Source organism: Tenacibaculum pacificus (genome assembly GCF_027941775.1).
Classification (GTDB): domain Bacteria; phylum Bacteroidota; class Bacteroidia; order Flavobacteriales; family Flavobacteriaceae; genus Polaribacter; species Polaribacter pacificus_A.
Window position 1 is genome coordinate 1116293 of the sequence record NZ_CP115917.1, and the last position, 18252, is coordinate 1134544.

The 18252-nt window shown below is 29.8% G+C and carries 14 protein-coding genes, 2 pseudogenes and 1 riboswitch; of the genes and pseudogenes, 2 read left to right on the top strand and 14 right to left on the bottom strand.

Going from position 1 to position 18252, the window contains the following annotated elements; all coding sequences use genetic code 11:
* Nucleotides 1–12: 12 nt before the first annotated feature.
* From cobM to PG913_RS05185, 12 genes and pseudogenes are all read right to left on the bottom strand, one after another.
* Nucleotides 13–1854, bottom strand: coding sequence for a precorrin-4 C(11)-methyltransferase (gene cobM, locus PG913_RS05130; RefSeq protein WP_271231917.1), 1842 nt, complete (start codon nucleotides 1852–1854; stop codon nucleotides 13–15).
* Nucleotides 1855–3054, bottom strand: a complete 1200-nt coding sequence (gene cbiE, locus PG913_RS05135; RefSeq protein ID WP_271231918.1) for a precorrin-6y C5,15-methyltransferase (decarboxylating) subunit CbiE — start codon at nucleotides 3052–3054, stop codon at nucleotides 1855–1857.
* Nucleotides 3055–3696 carry a 5,6-dimethylbenzimidazole synthase gene (gene bluB / locus PG913_RS05140; protein WP_271231919.1) on the bottom strand — a complete coding sequence of 214 codons (642 nt, stop codon included), beginning with the start codon at nucleotides 3694–3696 and terminating at the stop codon, nucleotides 3055–3057. It abuts the gene before it with no gap.
* Nucleotides 3697–3699: 3 nt separating this feature from the next.
* Nucleotides 3700–5076: a precorrin-3B C(17)-methyltransferase gene (gene cobJ / locus PG913_RS05145; RefSeq protein ID WP_271231920.1), complete on the bottom strand. Its 1377-nt coding sequence runs from the start codon at nucleotides 5074–5076 to the stop codon at nucleotides 3700–3702.
* On the bottom strand, nucleotides 5073–5783 hold the full coding sequence (cobI, locus tag PG913_RS05150) for a precorrin-2 C(20)-methyltransferase (protein WP_271231921.1): 711 nt from the start codon (nucleotides 5781–5783) through the stop codon (nucleotides 5073–5075). Before cobI ends, cobJ begins: the two co-directional genes overlap by 4 nt.
* Nucleotides 5780–6712, bottom strand: coding sequence for a sirohydrochlorin chelatase (locus tag PG913_RS05155; RefSeq protein WP_271231922.1), 933 nt, complete (start codon nucleotides 6710–6712; stop codon nucleotides 5780–5782). Before PG913_RS05155 ends, cobI begins: the two co-directional genes overlap by 4 nt.
* Before the next feature lie 4 nt (nucleotides 6713–6716).
* On the bottom strand, nucleotides 6717–8264 hold the full coding sequence (cobA, locus tag PG913_RS05160) for a uroporphyrinogen-III C-methyltransferase (protein WP_271231923.1): 1548 nt from the start codon (nucleotides 8262–8264) through the stop codon (nucleotides 6717–6719).
* Nucleotides 8265–8266: 2 nt separating this feature from the next.
* Nucleotides 8267–9067 (bottom strand): (2Fe-2S) ferredoxin domain-containing protein, encoded by an 801-nt coding sequence (locus PG913_RS05165; protein ID WP_271231924.1) that lies wholly within the window; start codon nucleotides 9065–9067, stop codon nucleotides 8267–8269.
* Nucleotides 9068–9083: 16 nt separating this feature from the next.
* Nucleotides 9084–11126 carry a TonB-dependent receptor gene (locus PG913_RS05170; protein WP_271231925.1) on the bottom strand — a complete coding sequence of 681 codons (2043 nt, stop codon included), beginning with the start codon at nucleotides 11124–11126 and terminating at the stop codon, nucleotides 9084–9086.
* Between the two features lie 81 nt (nucleotides 11127–11207).
* Nucleotides 11208–11400, bottom strand: a riboswitch (cobalamin riboswitch).
* Between the two features lie 35 nt (nucleotides 11401–11435).
* Nucleotides 11436–11978: an AAA family ATPase gene (locus tag PG913_RS05175; protein ID WP_271231926.1), complete on the bottom strand. Its 543-nt coding sequence runs from the start codon at nucleotides 11976–11978 to the stop codon at nucleotides 11436–11438.
* Nucleotides 11979–12904 (bottom strand): annotated as a pseudogene (gene cbiB, locus PG913_RS05180) (adenosylcobinamide-phosphate synthase CbiB).
* The gene (locus PG913_RS05185) at nucleotides 12892–15363 is read right to left on the bottom strand and encodes a cobyric acid synthase (protein WP_271231928.1); all 2472 of its coding nucleotides are present in this window, start codon (nucleotides 15361–15363) and stop codon (nucleotides 12892–12894) included. The pseudogene cbiB and the gene PG913_RS05185 overlap by 13 nt, the downstream one beginning before the upstream one ends.
* A gap of 170 nt (nucleotides 15364–15533) precedes the next feature.
* Here PG913_RS05185 and PG913_RS05190 point away from each other — a divergent pair, with 170 nt between their 5' ends.
* Nucleotides 15534–15767, top strand: coding sequence for a hypothetical protein (locus PG913_RS05190; RefSeq protein ID WP_271231929.1), 234 nt, complete (start codon nucleotides 15534–15536; stop codon nucleotides 15765–15767).
* 332 nt (nucleotides 15768–16099) lie between these two features.
* Here PG913_RS05190 and PG913_RS05195 read toward each other — a convergent pair whose 3' ends face one another.
* A complete protein-coding gene (locus PG913_RS05195; RefSeq protein WP_271231930.1) occupies nucleotides 16100–16675 on the bottom strand; it encodes a hypothetical protein in 576 nt (191 codons plus the stop codon).
* A gap of 217 nt (nucleotides 16676–16892) precedes the next feature.
* Here PG913_RS05195 and PG913_RS05200 point away from each other — a divergent pair.
* Nucleotides 16893–17093 (top strand): annotated as a pseudogene (locus PG913_RS05200) (transposase); the annotation flags it as partial.
* Between the two features lie 94 nt (nucleotides 17094–17187).
* On the opposite strand, the gene aroB reads toward PG913_RS05200, so the two are convergent.
* Entirely contained in the window at nucleotides 17188–18246 is a 1059-nt protein-coding gene (gene aroB, locus PG913_RS05205; RefSeq protein ID WP_271231931.1) for a 3-dehydroquinate synthase, read from the bottom strand.
* Nucleotides 18247–18252 lie beyond the last annotated feature (6 nt).

The following is an 18252-nucleotide window of genomic DNA, read 5'->3' on the forward strand; positions in this document are numbered from 1 at the left end:
ATAGATGATTTATTACTCGGTAACTACAAATTTTTTGTTAGTTCTAAAAATATGTTTCCATTCAGGATTGTATAATTGCGATCTATTTTTACGTGCTCCAATAGCACTACCAACAACAATTAATACGGTTCTTGTTTTTTTACTCTTCTTTACAATTTCGGCAAGGTTTTCTAATTTTCCTTGATAAATTTCTTCATCTTTCCAAGTGATTCTGTATAGTACAGCTACTGGAGTATCGGCATCAAAATGTTCTAATAATTGCGCTTGTACTTTTGATGCAATTCCTGCACTTAAAAAAATACACATTGTTGAATTTGTTGCTGCAAATGCCGAAATACTTTCTTTTGATGGCATTGGCGTTTTTCCTTCACCACGAGTTAAAACAATAGATTGTACAACTTCAGGAATAGTAAATTCTGATTTTAAAACGGCAGCGGCTGCACTAAATGACGATATTCCTGGAACAATAAAATACTCCATTTCTAACTCATCAAAAATGGTCATTTGCTCTTGAATTGCACCATATAAAGAAGGATCACCACATTGTAAACGAACAATTGAATTCCCTTTTTTATAATGTTCTTGCATTAAAGAAACTTGTTCTTCCAAGGTCATCATTGCAGAATTTCTAACTACAGCAGAAGGTTTACACCAATTGGTCATTTCTTCAGGAATTAAACTTCCTGCATATAAAACACAATCAGCTTCTTCTAAATATATTTTTCCTTTTACGGTTATTAATTCCTCATCACCAGGACCTGCACCAATAATTGCAACAGCAGTTTTACGAACTGCTTTTGCATCTAAAGCAACCGAAAAAGTGAATTTTTCATTGTTTTCAATATGAATTTTTTGTTTTTCAACAAGTAATTCTTTATTTCCAGATAATAACATTGCACAAGATTCTGAAACTCCTGCAACACCAATTTTAGATTGTACCATTTCACTCGGATTTGGTATTGAAATAGTATTTATTTCATCCGAAGTAAATGTGCTAAAAGGAATATTATTTTTTGTGCTAAAATCTAAATATGCTTGTTGATTAGCTTTTATATCAATAGAACCAAAGTTTTTAATTGCTGAAAAATGCAATCCTTCGTTAGCTAATTTATTTTTGAATGTTTCTTGAAAAACATTGAAATCTAATTTTTTAGAACATCCAGAGCCAACTGATAATACTTTAGGAATAAAAAATAAACTAGGAATTTTTGCTTCGTATATTTTATAACTTACAGCAATAAATAAATCAAATTGTGTGTAATCAATATCTTTTTCATCATAAAATACAGTCACAAAACTAGGAACTATTTTTTCTAAATGCTGTGTTCCTTTATCTTTAATATCTAAAAGTAAAGCGGTTGGTTTATTATTCACAAACAACGCCATTGTTTTAGTTATTGATAATGAACTTTCTGTTTGCCAGTCAAATTGAGTACCAAGCGTATCTAAAGCCCAAATTTCTTGCACATCGCTAGATGTTGATATCACAGGGTTTGCTCCTAAAACAGCCGATACTTTTAAAGCGAAATTATTAGCACCTCCTTTGTGTCCGCTTAATACAGATTGTACATTTACTCCTAAATCATCCACAGAAATAACCGCAGGATCGGTGTTTTTATCTTGAATATATGGTGCAATTAATCGCACACAAATACCTAATGCTGTAACAAAACAAATACCATCTAATTTTGAAAAATTATCGGTTAAATAATCAGAAATAGAGGTAATAGTTGATACATTTCCGTTTGTAGATTCTAAGGTAGTTATTACCAATGATTTTGAAAATTCTTTCTGAATGATAAGGGCTTTTTCTAATCCTTTTTCAGTAACTGCTATAATGGCTATTTTTTTCATTTATATTTTTTCTGCTGAATGAATGCTAATTTTGTTATGCTCATTTACTTGAATCACACTCGTATTTATAGTATAATTTAATGTAGTAAGCTCTTTTATAAATATATTGGTACTGTTTTGTTTTACGGCATTGGTAACAATCCTAGCTTTCGGATTTAATTTATGAATTAGATAAATTAATTCATTTAATCTGCCACCGTGTCCGCCAATAAATACGACATCTGGAATTTGAAATTCTTCTAAATTGAGGTTAAAAAAATCATCAATAATAATAGCGATGCCAGGAGTAGAGAAGCGTTCTGTATTTTGCTGAATAATATTTCCGCATACAGTTCGTTTTTCAAAAGCGACTATTTTTAAATGTGGATACTGTTGTTTTGCTTCAATAGCAACCGAACCTGTGCAAGCTCCAATATCCCAAAAAACTGTTTTATTTTGTAATTGTAAAGCGTTTATCGTACTTAATCGGATAGGCATTTTGGTAATCATATTTGCCCGATTCGGTAAAGGAATAAAAGCATCATCAGCCATTCCAAAAGGTTTTTCTTTGGATGTTGTTTTCTTTAATAAAACACAATTTAAATGGTCATGTGATTTTTTTGTACAAGTTGCTAAATCAAGTGTTTCAATATGTTCATTATTTCCGTCTAAAGCTTCGCCAACGGTAATACTGTAATTATCAAAACCATATTTTAACAAACGTTTTGCAATTTCCGAAGGTGTTTTTTTAGCATCTGTTAATACGCCGATTAATTTATTTCTGTTGATTAAAGCTTCATCTAAAGCCGACCAATCTCTACCGTGAACAGATATCGATTTTAAAGCATTATAATTTGTTTGTGTTTTATGACATAATAATTGAATACTGTTAAAATAGGGGGTAGCTTTTAATTTTACGTTTGGTAATAAGCGTTGTAACGTGTTTCCGAATCCATAGAAAAAAGGATCTCCAGAAGCGAAAACTACAATTGTTGTATCAATTTTTTTATATTTATTGATAAGAAAATCCATTTTACCTGAAATTTCAATCCAAGTATGATTTTCTGGTAAGTATGATTTTACCAATTGATAATGACGTTTTCCGCCAGAAAAAACACTTGATTCTTGAATCAATTTCAAGACATCATTATTAAATTTTGGCGTTGGATGATTGCTAGTTCCAATCAAATGAAAATCGATATGTTTTTGAATTTTATTCATTTATTGATAACATTCTTTAATAACAACATCATTTATATTTTTACGTTTTTCCCATTTTAAACGCTCTAATTCGGGGTTTTCATAAAATTTATCTACATGACCTAAACATAAATAACCGATTAATTGTCTGTTATTAGGAGCATTTAAAATAGTTTTAACTTTGTTTTCATTTAAAATACTAACCCAACCTAAACCGACATTTAACGCTCTTGCCATTAACCACATATTTTGAATGGCACAAACCACCGAATAAACACCTGCTTCTTTCATCGAAGTTTGTCCTAAAATAGGATGTTGACTTGGTTTGTAAAAAACCGCGATATTTAATGCCGATTCTACAATTCCTTCTAATTTTAATTGTGTGTATGCGTCAGCTTTTTTTCCTTCGAAAAGAGTTTTAGCCTTTTCATTTTCTTCAAAAAAACTGTCTTTAATTTTATTTCTGATTTCTAAATCTTTAATGACAACAAATTCCCACGGTTGAGAAAACCCAACAGATGGTGCATTTACTCCAGCAAATAGAATTTTATCTAAATGTTCTTTAGATATAGGTGTATTTATAAACCGATTCCCTCTAACATCTCTACGTGCAAGTATTATTTGTTCGAGGGTTTCAATATTTTCTGGAGTAAATTTGTTCATCATTTAAGAATTAAAATAAATTGAAGCTTCAGGCAAAGTAAATGCAGCGTTCACAATAGCTGCGGCAACATTACTTCCGCCTCTGTTACCTTCTATAACTACCCAATTTGTGTTTTTTGTTTGTGATAATTGCTCTTTTGCTTCTAAAACATTGACAAAACCAACAGGCACACCAACAACTCCAACAGGTTTAAAAGTGTCGTTATCTTTTATTTGATCTACAATTTCGAATAAAGCAGTCGGAGCGTTTCCAACAACATATAAAGCGTTTGGATATTTTTCAATAGCTTTTCTAATTCCTGCTTGAGAACGTGTAATATTTTCTGAAGTGGCTAATAATTGCGCATCTTCATCATTTAATAAACAATGTATTTGATTTCCATATTCTTTTGTGAAAGCCTTTGTAATTCCTGCTTTAACCATAGTAACATCTGTTACAATTTCGCCACCATTTTTAAGATGTTCACGCCAGTTTTCAATCGCTTCTGGAGTTGCTGAATAATGATTAAAATCTTCTAAAATTCCTGTGGTATGAATTACTCTTGTTATTGCCCATTTATCAGCAATCGCAAAAGGTAAATCTTGAATATGTTCGGTAACAATTCTAAAACTTTCTTGTTGAATTTCTTTTCCTGTATGTGGTTTTCGATTTAAGTATCCTCTAGGAGTAACTAAATAATCTTTAAAACGATATGTTTGCGAATTTCCAATCATCACCAAACAAAACATATCTACATCTTCAGGATTAAATTCTCCTAAAGTGGTGATTTTACATTCTTCTTCAGGGCGAGTTACATGCCTAATAATTGCAACAGGAGTAGAAGGAGAGCGTTTTTCTAAAAATATTTTTTGTAATCTACCTAATTGCCAATGCCTTTTTTTACTTTTCGGATTGTATAAACTAGTTACAAAATCGCCCATTGCGGCAGCCTTAATTCTTTGTTCTATTTTGTTCCAAGGAGTCATTAAATCTGACAAAGAAATACAACAAAAATCGTGACCTAATGGCGCACCTAATTTACTTCCAGCAGCTAAAAAAGCAGAAACACCAGGTAAGGTTTCTAACTCAATATCATCATGATTTCCTTTAGATACAACTTCGTAAACAATAGCAGCCATTGCATAAATACTGGCATCACCAGAACCAATAACTACTACATATTTATCTTCGTTTGCTTTTTCAACAGCTTTGTGAGCTCTTGCTTCTTCTTTTCCTAAAGGCATCGAAATTAATTCGGCATCTTCTTTAAATAACGATTTTCCAAATTGAAAATAATAGTCGTACCCAATAACAACATCAGCTTTTTGTAAAGCATTTTTAACAACGGGTAACATATAATCTATATCTCCAGGACCTAATCCCGCAACGGTTATTTTCATTTTTTTATTTTTTTAATAATGATAAGAGAAAAATAAGGAGTTTCTCTTTTACTGGCTGTATTCCAGTTATTGGTTATAAATTGCTCGTCAGTTCCTAAGCGTTCGGCATAGGTGACGCTATGTTTTTGAGTGTCAATTACAGCGGTGATTATAGCAACAACCGATATAATTTTCATTAAAACTACGGTGTCAAAATTATCAATAGCTTCTTGTAATTCTTGTTTACTTTGGATACGAGGAATAACGGTTACTTTTTCATTTTGCAAACACAAAGGAATTTGACTTTCTGATGATAAATGTAAGTAAGACGTAATTCCTGGAATTAAATCTATTTTTAATTGATGTTTTTTAATTTTTTCTAATAGATAAGAAAATGAGCTATACGTACTAATATCGCCTTCGCTAACAATTGCTATTGATAAACCATTTTTATAATCGCTTAAAATTTGTTGAAAAGTAGTTTCGTAAACCTCTTTAGCCTGAACTCTTTCTAAATCCATTTTTAGATAAAATCCAACTAGTTTTTGAGTATCTAAATTATAGTTATTTAAAATAGTACGTGAATAACTCACTTTTCTACCATCTTTAAATAATGAACCAGGATAATATATTTTATCAGCTTGCTGTAAGGTTTTTAATCCTTTTAAGGTAATTAAATCAGCATCACCAGTTCCTAACGAAACACCATGTACTTTACCCGTTATCATATTCCTAATCCTTTTTTAATTTTAGTAAATACATTGCTTTTCTGCCCAACTTTTTCATCTTCTTCAAATAAAACACCTTTTACACCTAAATGATGTCCAACTTGTTCTTTTCCAATTTCATCTTCTAAGCCAACAATTTGTTTTCGGTATTTACATAATTGGCAATTCATATTTGCCGTACCATTAATGGTTTCATCTAAACGTTCATCAAAAGCTTTTAAGATTAATTCATCGCTTCCAAAAGCATCGGTATAAATATGTTCAAAAGGAGAAGTTTCATTAAAAGTGCGAATTTGATTATAAATACGTTCTAAAAGAATTCCTGTAAAAAAGAAAAATGGAATCGCAATAGTTCGTTTAAATTCCATTTTACTGGTTAATTCTAAACTTTTAGTAACCGTCGGATATGCCGTTCCGCTGTATGCAACCGTTGTAAAACCAAATCCCATTCCTTCGCCTAACATACAGGCTAATTTGTGTACATCAGAATTTGCATCGGTATCTGTAGTTCCTCTACCAACCACCATTAAACAAACATCTTTTCTATTGATAACAGGATGTTTATTTTCTTCTTCTAAAATTCTTTTTTGAGCCAATTCTAATAAAAACGAATTTACACCAAGATGTTTTCCCATTTTGATGGTCAAATCGCTATAATAACTCTGTATGGTATTCATTTCATACGGAATATCATTTTTAGCGTGAGAACCTGCAAAAAGAATAATCGGCAAAGCATAAATTTCACGAATTCCTTTTTGATACATGCGTTCAATAGAAGCTTCATAAACAGGATGATTGAATTCTAAAAACCCGTAATCAACTTCATAATCGGTATAACGAGCCTGTAAAGCTTCAACTAATTGTTTAAAAGCATCAGTTCCTGTTTTGGTTCTGCTACCGTGTCCGCAAAGTAAAATTCCTTTTTTCATTGATTTAATTGATTGGTTTTACACCTATTAAAAAGACTACAGGCATTTGTAGTGGTTGTTTTTTGATATCGTTTTCTATGTCGCCTAATGTTGATGAAAGTACCACTTCATTTTCTCTTGAAACATTAGAAACGGCATTAATAGGGATTTCGGAGTTGCCACAAACAGCTATTAATTTCGGAATTAATTTATCTAAGCTTTTTAAGCCCATATAAAGTGCCAATGTATTTCCTGCTTTTAGCATTTCGGCAATTCCTTTCAATTGTGCGGTTGAATAATCTGCCGTATGTGCGGTGCAAATTAAAATAGCGTTTGATTTTCTTCTTTCGGTAATCGGAATATTTGCGGTACTCGCAGCGGCTAAAGCGGCTGAAATTCCTGGAACAACGCAAAAAGGAAGTTTATGTTTCTTTAAAAAACGAACTTCTTCGGCAGCTCTTCCATAAATATAAGGATCACCAGATTTTATGCGAACTACTTTATCACCTTGTTCACAATGTTTTTTCATCAATAAATTGATGTTATCTTGACGTGTTTCTTGATCTTCTTTATCACCAAATTTTCTACCAACGTAAATACGTTCCGCTTGTGTATTGATGTTTAATATTTCTTCAGAAATTAAATTATCATGTAAAATAATTTCCGCAGTTTCAATCGCTTCAAAAGCTTTTAAAGTTAGTAGGTTTTTATTTCCAGGACCTGCGCCAACAATCGAAATTTTAGGTAAATATTCTCTGGTGAAAATCCATTCAGGATTAGCAAATTGATACGTAAAATTCAATAAATATTTTGATTTTGAATTATCAATTATTTTAAAACGTTCTTCTGATGCTGTTTCAAAAATAGGAGCAGGCATATTTAATTTGCTGGCTGCATTCTCATAAAATTCTTTTCGCTTCGGATGTATATCTGCACAACCGTTAATAATTTCGCCAAAACAATTTTGTTCTAAAATAGTTTCGATTAAACCAATAACATCTTTCTGATGAATTAAATTAACAGGTACATTCGGGTTTTTTAATTGCTTTTTATTAGCAAGAAATCTCCCAGGATGACGTTTAGCACCAATTAATCCTGCTAAACGTAAAATAGTTAAATTATCACCAAAATGTTGTTGTAATAATTCTTCGGCTTTAATTAATGCGTGTCCAGATGCTTTTTCAGGAACACATTTTTCAGTCTCATTTATAAGACTATTATTGTTTTGATAAACTGAAGTAGAACTCACAAAAATAACTTTTGTCGTTTTTGGAGTTCGTTGTATAATCTGTGCTATTTGCTTCGGATGAATTGTTTCAATATTATCAATTCTCTTTGGCGGGAAATTGATAATAAGGACATTTGTATCAGTAATAAAAGATTCCCAATCACCAGTAATAGTATCAGCTTCAAGTTTTATTCTGCAAGTATGAAACGAATATTTGGCTAATGTTTTTAATTTTTCTAACGAAGAAGTAGTTCCGTTAACGGAATAGCCACTTTTTTGTAATTTCAACGCAAGCGGTAAACCTAACCAGCCTAATCCTAATATGGAAATATGTTGTTTGTTCATAATTATGTTAAATCTAAGCAGGTGTTTTGTAACTGAATTTTAGTACAATATAACCAAGCTTTATTTTCGATGGAATCGAATGTTATTTTTCCTAAAATTTCACCAAATTTATTTTTGAAACGAATACCTGTTAGCGCTGTTTCTTTTTGATGAAAATATTCTGTGCTAGAAATTTTTGATTGTTGCAATTCTTTATTTTCTTTAGGAACTGCGGCAATCGTTAATTTTATAATATTTGTTTCAGTTTTTAATTCAAGCGTATGTGTATCTGAATAATTTACCGCATTTATTTTTTCAAATGAAATAAGTTTTTTATCAGCCATAGCAAGGGTTATCCCTTTTGGGTTTTCCAACAAATATAAGAAAAGAGGATATAAATATTGATCAGAACTAAAACCTTTGGTAATAAAACATTCGCCTAATTCAGCATCATTTTTTAATTCAAAAGGTTTCGGTTTTATAGGCGCTCTTTCGTTATTTGATATTTGCTCTTTCCATCCTTTTTTATATAACAAATTTGTTTCATCAATAGCTTCATTATTAATATGCGCTTTTACAATTGGAGTAATTTTTTCAGGAGTTAATTCTTTATACCAAAATTCACCTGGTTGCACAATACAAGTCGGAGCATCTTCACATCTACCATTACATCTTGTTTTAATCGTATGGGTTTTATCCCAAAGATTATTGTTACGTAAGTAAGCTCTGGCGGCTCTTGTTACTTGTTCACTTCCTGCTTTTTGACAAGAACCTCCGTCGCAAAAGAAAAAAGTATGTGTTGTATTGGCGATATTTTTGCCCATAATTTAAAATAAATATTTAAAAGAAATAAGTGAAATTCAATTTTGCTAAAAATGGTGTTCCTGGTGTAAAATGGATATCATCTACAGGTTGTAATTCTCCTTGTAATTGTGAAGAATCATAAAATACAGCTTCTCTCCATGCGGTATCAAAAATATTTTCTACGGATAAACCTATTTGATATTTTGGTTTTGTATAGTTGATAACAAAATCGGCAATAAAATAACTTTTAGCAATTACAGAGTCATCTTCAATCAAAGGACGTTCTCCTAAAAAACGATAACGTAACGATGTGTTAATTCCATTTTTTAAACGGAAAGTAGCGCCACCAGTTGAGGTAAAACGAGGCGCACTTGGAATTTTGTTTTCATCTTTTGGAGCGTCTAATAAAGTTCCGAAGCTATAATTTAAATCGGTATCTAACCAAAAATAATATAGTGGTTGATATCTAAAAGAAGCTTCACTACCAATTCGTTTAGATCTTCCTTTGTTTTCAAACTCAAAACCATCACTACCAAAAACAAATTCAGCATCACTTTGTAAGTAAAAAGTAGCAATATTAGCAACAAAGTTTTTTCCTATTTTAAATTCTGTACCAATATCGTATCCGACAGCTTTAGGTAACGGGTTAATTTCTTTGTTTTTTACAGCTGCGTTTGCGTAGTTTGAATGAAAACCAGAACTTGCTTTCGCATATAATTGTAAGTTTTTAGTTGCATCATAAAACAAACTAAATTTCGGACTTATTCTAATAGAATTTGTCTTTCCTTTTTGAGGTACTGGTACTATTTCAGTTACGTTAAAATCGAAATAATCAGCTCTAATACCTGCTAAAGCCGTTAATTTAGGAGCTACTTGAATTCTTTCTTTTAAAAATAAAGCAACATTTGTTTCTTTAATATCAAACTCATTTATAGGATTTGATAACGTACGTCCAATAGCATTATTTAAACCAATATTGTTATTATTTCGTTTAGCTTCCCAGCCAAAAGTTGTTGTGCTATTTGGTATTTGAAGTATATTTTTTATTGAAATATTTCCTTTATAAGCATACATTTTACGATTTTCTTGTTGATGAATCATATCACCATCAATAGGATTATTTTGATAAAAAGTAAAGTTAGAAAATAAATTATAGATATTAGAAACGTAGTATAATTGATTTGTAAGTTGTGTTTTTTCTGAGATGTTAGAGTTCAATTGTATATTAAAATGTACTCTTTCAGTATCACCACCTTCTTTATCATCAATAGCTCCAAATCTATCGATTAATCCACTTTTAACGGCTCTTAAAGGCACTTGTCCTGAAGCATTCCAGTTACTATGAAATGTAGAAATAGATGTTCTTAATTTATGAATATCAGAAAGTGCAACTGTATATTTTGTAAATGTATTTAATCTTTTAAGTCTTTGTTCGCTTTCAAAAAAACTGTCATTATAAGTTCCTTCAATAGCAATATAAGCACTTTCTTCGTTTTTAGTTAAAAAGTTATTTTTATCGATAAGCGATACCATTGCTAAAGCTCTTGCAAAATCGTATTGACCATATTCTAACTTCACAAAATTACGATGTACTTTATCTTTCGATGTAAATTTTGCTGCTCCAGAAACGGCAAAATTACCTAAAGAAGTTTCATGAGGTCCTTTATAATAATCGGCATTTTGAACAGTTTCAGGAATTAAAAAGTGTAAATCGGCATAACCTTGCCCGTGTGCATGAGAACTTAAATTGATACCTATATCATCAACTAAAACAGCAAAATCAGTTCCGTGGTCATTATCAAAACCTCTTAAAAATATTTGTTCGGCTTTTCCTCCACCAGCATGTTGCGCAATAAATAAACCAGGCACTGTTTTTAAAAAATCGTGAGCGCTGTTTATTGGTCTTAACTTTAATGCTATTTTAGAAACCTTATGAGTTCCTAATTTTTTTTCGTGTTTAGCATTAATAATTACTTCAGAAAGTTGTGTTTCTGTTTCGTTTGTACTAGTACTTTTTTGTGAGAATATGGCATGTACAAAAAACATGAACCATACACTGCATAAAATCAATTTTTTCATTTAAAAAAGAGTTTAAGCAGGCAAGGAAAGAAAATATGAAAAAACATAATTTTCTAACTCTTTACCCGAGAGTTATTAATATAAATTATTGTTTTAGTGGCAGGTCTCCTGACTTAACTCTATTTTATTTACCTTCCCATAGTTATAACTACAGTGGTTTTTGATAATAAAATATTGATATGAGTTTTACAGTTGCGGGAACAGTTTCGGATTTACACCAAATTCCCTTTTAATTTTTACAATAATGTAAAAAACCATTTAACAGCCGCGAAGATACTTCTTTTATTTAAACAAATATTATTTATTGTGCTACTTTGGTTTGTGTTGTTTTTTTATCAGTTTTTTTAAAAATTCCACTCTTTTGTTTACTGATTTCTTTGGTAAAATATAAATAGAAAAACCTAAGTTAGTATAAGTTTCTAAAAGTAACTCTTGTAATTTTTTAGCTTCTTCAAAAGATTGTAATCGTTGTGGATCTTCTTTATAAATAGCTTTCCAAAGTGGAAGTACAAAAACGGTTGTATGATATTTTTTTTTATAATCGAAATTAAAAAAATGTTTACTAATAGGTAGTTTATGTAATTTTAAATAAGCAATGTTATCTGCTAATCCACGATCAACAAAAGTAGTTTTATCACTTAAAATATTTAAATCGGCTATTGTTTTTTGATAAACTAAATTGGTAAAACCAACAACATCTTGCCAAGGAGTTTTATTTCCGTTGTTTTTTTGTTCAGCAATAATAATTTTACGAGAAACTTCCTCTAAACAATAAAAATTATTGGTACGCAAAGCATTGATTAAAGTAGTTTTTCCTGTTCCAGGCGCACCCGTAATTATATATCGTTTCATTTAAAATAAAAAGTAGGTTATCAAACCAATTAAAAGTACAAAGGTAAGGGTAACAGAATGATTGATAAAAGCAACTTTTTTAAATTCGATTTCTTTTATAATACGGTTGTTATTTCCGATAAAAGGTTTGTGTACTAACTTACCATGATAATAATTAGGACCTCCAAATCTGCAATTTAAAATAGTAGCCAAAGCAGCTTCGGGATATCCTGCATTAGGGCTTGAATGGTTTTTACCTTGTTGCCATACAAAACCAATTTTATCTAAAGAAAAAGTAACGAGTAGCATTAATATTGCTGTTAAACGTGAAGGAATGTAATTTAAAACATCGTCTAATTTAGCTGCAAATTTTCCAAAATTTATATAACGTTCATTTTTGTAGCCAATCATAGAATCGAATGTATTGACCATTTTATAAAGCATTGCTCCAGGTACGCCTAAAATAGCAAAGTAAAAAAGTGGAGCAATAACTCCGTCGCTTAAATTTTCTGAAAGTGTTTCAAAAACAGCTTTTATAATTTCTTGCTTATTAAGCTTAGAAGTATCACGACCAACAATCCAAGCAACACGATTTCTTCCTTGAGTAATTCCTTTTTTAAGCGCTGTAAAAACAGCTTTTCCTTCTTCAATTAAACTTTTATTAGCTAAAGCATAAAATAAAAAAATGGCATCAAAAATTATTCTAATAATATTATTGGTTATAAATTTTCTACAGATAAAAAAAAATAAAAAAGTACCAATGCTAAGTAATAATGTTAAGAATGCACCTTTTAAAAATCGATTTTTATTTTTGTTTAATTTTTTTCGCCAAAAGAAATTAAATTTCCAAATAAACGTATAGGATGTGGTAACCATCTAGGATCACCTAAAATTAAATCTAAAATATAAGCCAAAAATAATGGTGCTATGTAAATTAAGAAATCCATTTTTTTAAAGCTTTAATTAAAGTATTATTTGCTGATTTATTTTGGGTAGCAAGTCGAATATATTCACCATTTAATTCTTTAAAATTAGTTGCATCTCTAATTAAAATTTGATGTTTTTCAATTAAATATTCTTTTAAATCACTTGCTTTTTTATTATTTAGTAATTCTACTAAGAAGTACGATGTATTACTTTTACAAACTTTTATTCCTTTTAAATTAGATAACTCTTTTTGAAATTGTATTGTTTCGGCAATTAATTCTGTAGCGCTAAATTGAAGCGTTTTATAATTATCAAAAATAAACTCACCCGCTTTTACAGCTAATAAATTAACACTCCAAGGCATTTTTAATTTTAAAAGCGATGTTATCAATTTATCATTAGAAATAATATATCCTAAACGTAAACCAGGAATGGTAAATGTTTTTGTTAATGAGCGAACGATTATTAAATTATTAAACTCTTTTATTAATGAAACAATGGATGTTCCGCTATTGGTAAACTCAATATAAGCTTCATCAATAACAAAAATAGTATTTGGTTTTTGTTTAAAAAAGGCTGTTAATTCTTCGGATGAAAAAATAGCTCCAGTAGGATTATTTGGATTACAAATAAAAATAATGTCGGCATTTGTTACGCTTATTTTATCCCTAGAAATTAATTGATAATCTAATTTAAAAATTTTGCAAGAATCCTCATATTCCGAAAAAGTAGGAGCAACAATAGCTGTTTTTTTATCAGAAAATAATTGAGCAATCAAATAAAAAGCTTCTGTAGCGCCATTGGTAAATAAAAAATTTTCGTTTTTTAAGTCGAATTTTTTAGCAGCTAATATATTTAATTCGCTAGCAGTAGGCGAGGGGTAACTCTGAATTAAAGGAACATTTTTTGAAATATGAGAAAGTAACATTTCAGGGCATCCTTTATAATAAACATTTGAGCTAAAATTGTGCTTAATTTCTCCTTTAATTAAATGAAGGTCATCTCCATGTCCGTTTAACATTCTTTTGTGCTGTTTTTTATGATGGCTTTCACTGTCTAAATTTTCATCAATCCAATTGGCTAATTTATCAAATTGAATTGCTTTAAAATCTTTGTAATTGATAGCCTTTGTATTAGGATATTTTAAATGTAATAATTCGGTTACTATTTCTTGATTATCAAAAATACCGTGTAAATATGTTCCCCAACTTTTATTTCCGTCAAAATAACCTTCTTCTTTTCCGTTTATATAATTTAGATGCTTATTTTTAGGAACAATAGTTTCTCCCATATGAATTTCATAACCTTCACAAAGTTCTTTTTTATCTTTGAAATAAAAATTACGCTGTATTGTTTGTTTAGTTTTAGAAAGTGTCGTTTCAATATCAAATAAACCTAAACCTTTTTCTGATTTAATGTTACTTTCTACAGAAAAAGGGTCGTTAATTGTTTTACCTAACATTTGATATCCGCCACAAATTCCAAGAACAGGAACGTGTTTATATTGCTCTTTAATAACAGTATCTAAATTATCTTTTTTTAAAGCGATTAAATCTTCAATAGTATTTTTTGTACCTGGAATAATAAGTACATCGGCTTTTTTTAGTTCTTCGGAATCCCTTGTAAAATATAAATTAATAAGTGGTTCTTGTTCTAATGCTTGAAAATCGGTATAATTAGACATGTAACGAAGTTTTACTACCGCAATATTTAATTTATTATCGATAGCTGTTGTAGCTCTTTTATTCAAAGCAACAGAATCTTCTTCTTCGATAATAATATCTGTAGCATACGGTAAAATTCCTAATACAGGAACATTTGTAAGTTCTTCTAACTTCTTTTTTCCTTCGATAAATAAATCAGGATCTCCTCTAAACTTATTAATTATAATACCTTTTATAAGTTTTCGCTCCCAAGGTTCAAGTAATTCAATCGTTCCATAAACGCTACCAAAAACGCCACCTTTATCAATGTCAGCGATTAAATAAACACAAGCATTTGCAGCTGCTCCCATTGGCATATTTACAATGTCTCGATGTTTTAAATTTAATTCACTGATGCTTCCTGCACCTTCCATAACAACAGGATTGTGTTTTGATGCTAATTTTTTAAACGATTTTTTAGCTTCTTCAAACAGTTGTTTTTTATTATCGCCTAAAAAATATTCTTTTGCTGTTTGATCACCAATTGGTTTTCCGTGTAAAACAATTTGCGATTTATTTAAAGAAGATGGCTTTAATAAAATAGGATTCATTTCTACAGTTGCCGAAATACCACAGGCTTCAGCTTGTACCGCTTGCGCCCTTCCAATTTCAAGATTATCAGGAGTAGAAAAACTATTTAACGACATATTTTGCGCTTTAAAAGGCGCAGGATTATATCCTTTTTGTTTTAGCCACCTACAAATTCCTGTAGTTATCCAGCTTTTACCAACATCAGAGCCTGTACCGACTAACATTATAGGGTGTAGGTTTTTCATTTTATTTTTTGAAGCACAAAAATATTGAATAAAATATAGATTTTGTTTAAATAGTAGTAGTATTATTATAGTGATTTTAGGATATTTGATAGCACAAGCGTTACGCTTACGCTAGCGGGGGTTATTCCAAAGAGGTTAAAAAACAATAATAAATAGAGTTTTTTAATAAGATGAAAAGTAATCCGCCAACGAAAAAAAGGATTCAATTACTTCGAAACTTAGATGATCTCATTGAGTATTCTTCTAGAACAGAAAAACTTCTATTAAATACTTTAACTGCCTTTTATGTTGTTAGAGAAGGTATTGAGTTCGAAACAACTAAAATGTCTAGTATAAGAGCAAAAACAGATATTAATTTCCCAATAGATATGAGTGTAAATATAAAGAGCCTGTTTAAATTTTAAATAAAGTGTGTTTTTTTTAGATATAAACATCATGCTGAATTTATTTCAGCATCACATAAAACTAAGAACTACGGCAAATTAAGGATGCGAAACTGAAATAAATTCAGTTTGACGGATTCGATTTTTTAGCGATAAAAGGTTTTTAAATGAAATTTAAACAGGCTCAAAGAATCAATTTGTAGCTTTAGGATTATTTAAATATAAGGATTTAAGTGATGATGAGTTATTGCGATATAATGAATATTTAAAATCAGTAACAAATAAGAATTATTTAAATATTCTGAATAAAGGCTATAATTTCATTTTTACAAAAATGTTTTTAGATTATAAACTTATAAAAAACTAACCGTATTTTTTAGATAAGCTATCTTTGGATTTGTTTTATTAACAATAATTCTGTATTTATTATTTATTTTATATTCAGAAGAATTGTTAATATAAACAAATCTTTTATATCTTTTATCAAGGTAAATATAGTTGAATTCAATTTTAGTAAGTGTAAAAGTCTCAGAACTTTTAACTTCTGCGGTGACTTCAATGTAATCGTTTCTATCCTTGACTACTGGCTTAGTAAGAAATATTTTGCAAATATCAGGATTAACTTTAGAGTATTTAATCTTAAAATATTCACCTTTACAAAACTCTAGACTATTATTATTAGGGTACTTATAACTTTTATTGTTAACAAAATATTCAAATTCATTTCCGTTTATTTTACTGTTATTGAATCCTACAACCTCGCATATAGTTATTTCATAATTAGAACTTAAAAGTTGTTTTTTTTCTTTTTCTAAAGAGGTTTTGTAATAGGTAAAGGCAAGAATTACAGCTATAAGAAGGAAAATTTTAATAATAGATTTCTTTTTTTCTTTTGCTGATAAGTTATCTGGCTTTATAAATTTTTTCATTTTTTTTGAAATATAAAATTTTGAAAATAGTTTTAAGACTTTGTGTAAAAGTAGTTTTTTAAAATGGTATTCCCTTGCTAGCGCGAGCATCCTGCTCGTGACGGTATGAGTAAGCGGTAATGATTATATATAAAAGGATTAGTAGTTGTGATAAAAGTATATAGATAACGAGCGAGACGCTCGCACTAGCAAAAAAGAAGTTAAAAAAAAGTGAGTAATGAGTAGAAAATATAAATTTCATAACGAATCAGGAGCATACTTTATAAGTTTTGCTACGGTATATTGGTTAGATATTTTTACTCGACAAGTTTATTTTTCTGTGTTAGAAGAAAGTATAGATTATTGCAGAAAAGAAAAAGAAATGGAAGTATTTACGTATTGTTTTATGCTGAGTCATGTTCATTTAATTTTTAGAGCAAAATAGGCTCTAAGAATCTAAAAAAATATTTAGTTTAATTTAATATTTTGTTAAAGCGGAAATTTCTAAGGAAATTTCCGCTTTTTATTTTTTACTATGAATTATAGTAAGCGATACTATCAATAATTAATTGACTATCAACTGTGCAATTAATTTTAAAATCACTGTAATCATTTAAAAGTACAAAATTGATTTCTCCACCAATATTTTTCTTATCATGTTTCATTAATTCCATAATATGAGGAATATCATCATCTAAAATAGCAACTTTACCATAAATAGCAATAATAGCTTTTTTAGCTTCTTTAAGTTTATCCGAAGGGAAATTTAAAACTTTAGAAGAAAGATATGCTTCACAAATTATACCGATTGCAATCGCTTCTCCGTGTGTTAAGTTTTCTTTATGTGCACTTTCTAAAAAGTAAGATTCTATTCCATGTCCAATAGTGTGTCCCCAGTTTAATGCCTTACGAACGCCATGTTCTTTCGGATCTTCTAAAACAACTTCGTTTTTTATTTCGATAGAACGATGAATTAAATCAACAATATTTAACTTTGGATTGTCTTTAATTTCTTTAAACAAATGAGAATCATGTGTCATTCCGTATTTGATAATCTCAGCTGTTCCTGATCTTATTTCTCTAGGAGAAAGCGTTTGTAAATATTCAGGATCTAAAACAATCAATTCAGGATTAGCAAATAATCCAATTTGATTTTTTAAAACACCTAAATCAACGCCTGTTTTACCTCCAACAGAAGCATCTACCATACTTAATAATGTTGTTGGGATATTTACAAAATCAATTCCACGTTTAAAAGTCGAGGCTACAAAACCACCTAAATCGGTAATAACACCACCACCTAAGGTAATTAATAAACTTTTTCTGTCTGCGCCTAACTCGGTCATTGCATTCCAAACACCTACGCAGGTTTCAATGTTTTTATGAACTTCACCTGCTTCAATTTGAATAACTTCAATTTTTTTGTCTGTTTCTAATAATTCTATAAATCGAGGATAACAATCAGTAAATGTATTATCATCAACTAATATAAAAAGAGAAGAGTAGTTATTAGTACGAATTAAACTTGCTAATTCTGTATAGCCTTTCTCATTAAAATGAATAAGGTATGTTGCTGCTTGAATAGAGGTCATTTTAAT

Bases quoted from the DNA above. Each gene is read 5' to 3' on its own strand.
- cobM (WP_271231917.1), bottom strand. From the start codon at position 1,854: ATGAAAAAAATAGCCATTATAGCAGTTACTGAAAAAGGATTAGAAAAA.
- cbiE (WP_271231918.1), bottom strand. From the start codon at position 3,054: ATGAATAAAATTCAAAAACATATCGATTTTCATTTGATTGGAACTAGC.
- bluB (WP_271231919.1), bottom strand. From the start codon at position 3,696: ATGAACAAATTTACTCCAGAAAATATTGAAACCCTCGAACAAATAATA.
- cobJ (WP_271231920.1), bottom strand. From the start codon at position 5,076: ATGAAAATAACCGTTGCGGGATTAGGTCCTGGAGATATAGATTATATG.
- cobI (WP_271231921.1), bottom strand. From the start codon at position 5,783: ATGATAACGGGTAAAGTACATGGTGTTTCGTTAGGAACTGGTGATGCT.
- PG913_RS05155 (WP_271231922.1), bottom strand. From the start codon at position 6,712: ATGAAAAAAGGAATTTTACTTTGCGGACACGGTAGCAGAACCAAAACA.
- cobA (WP_271231923.1), bottom strand. From the start codon at position 8,264: ATGAACAAACAACATATTTCCATATTAGGATTAGGCTGGTTAGGTTTA.
- PG913_RS05165 (WP_271231924.1), bottom strand. From the start codon at position 9,067: ATGGGCAAAAATATCGCCAATACAACACATACTTTTTTCTTTTGCGAC.
- PG913_RS05170 (WP_271231925.1), bottom strand. From the start codon at position 11,126: ATGAAAAAATTGATTTTATGCAGTGTATGGTTCATGTTTTTTGTACAT.
- PG913_RS05175 (WP_271231926.1), bottom strand. From the start codon at position 11,978: ATGAAACGATATATAATTACGGGTGCGCCTGGAACAGGAAAAACTACT.
- PG913_RS05185 (WP_271231928.1), bottom strand. From the start codon at position 15,363: ATGAAAAACCTACACCCTATAATGTTAGTCGGTACAGGCTCTGATGTT.
- PG913_RS05190 (WP_271231929.1), top strand. From the start codon at position 15,534: ATGAAAAGTAATCCGCCAACGAAAAAAAGGATTCAATTACTTCGAAAC.
- PG913_RS05195 (WP_271231930.1), bottom strand. From the start codon at position 16,675: ATGAAAAAATTTATAAAGCCAGATAACTTATCAGCAAAAGAAAAAAAG.
- aroB (WP_271231931.1), bottom strand. From the start codon at position 18,246: ATGACCTCTATTCAAGCAGCAACATACCTTATTCATTTTAATGAGAAA.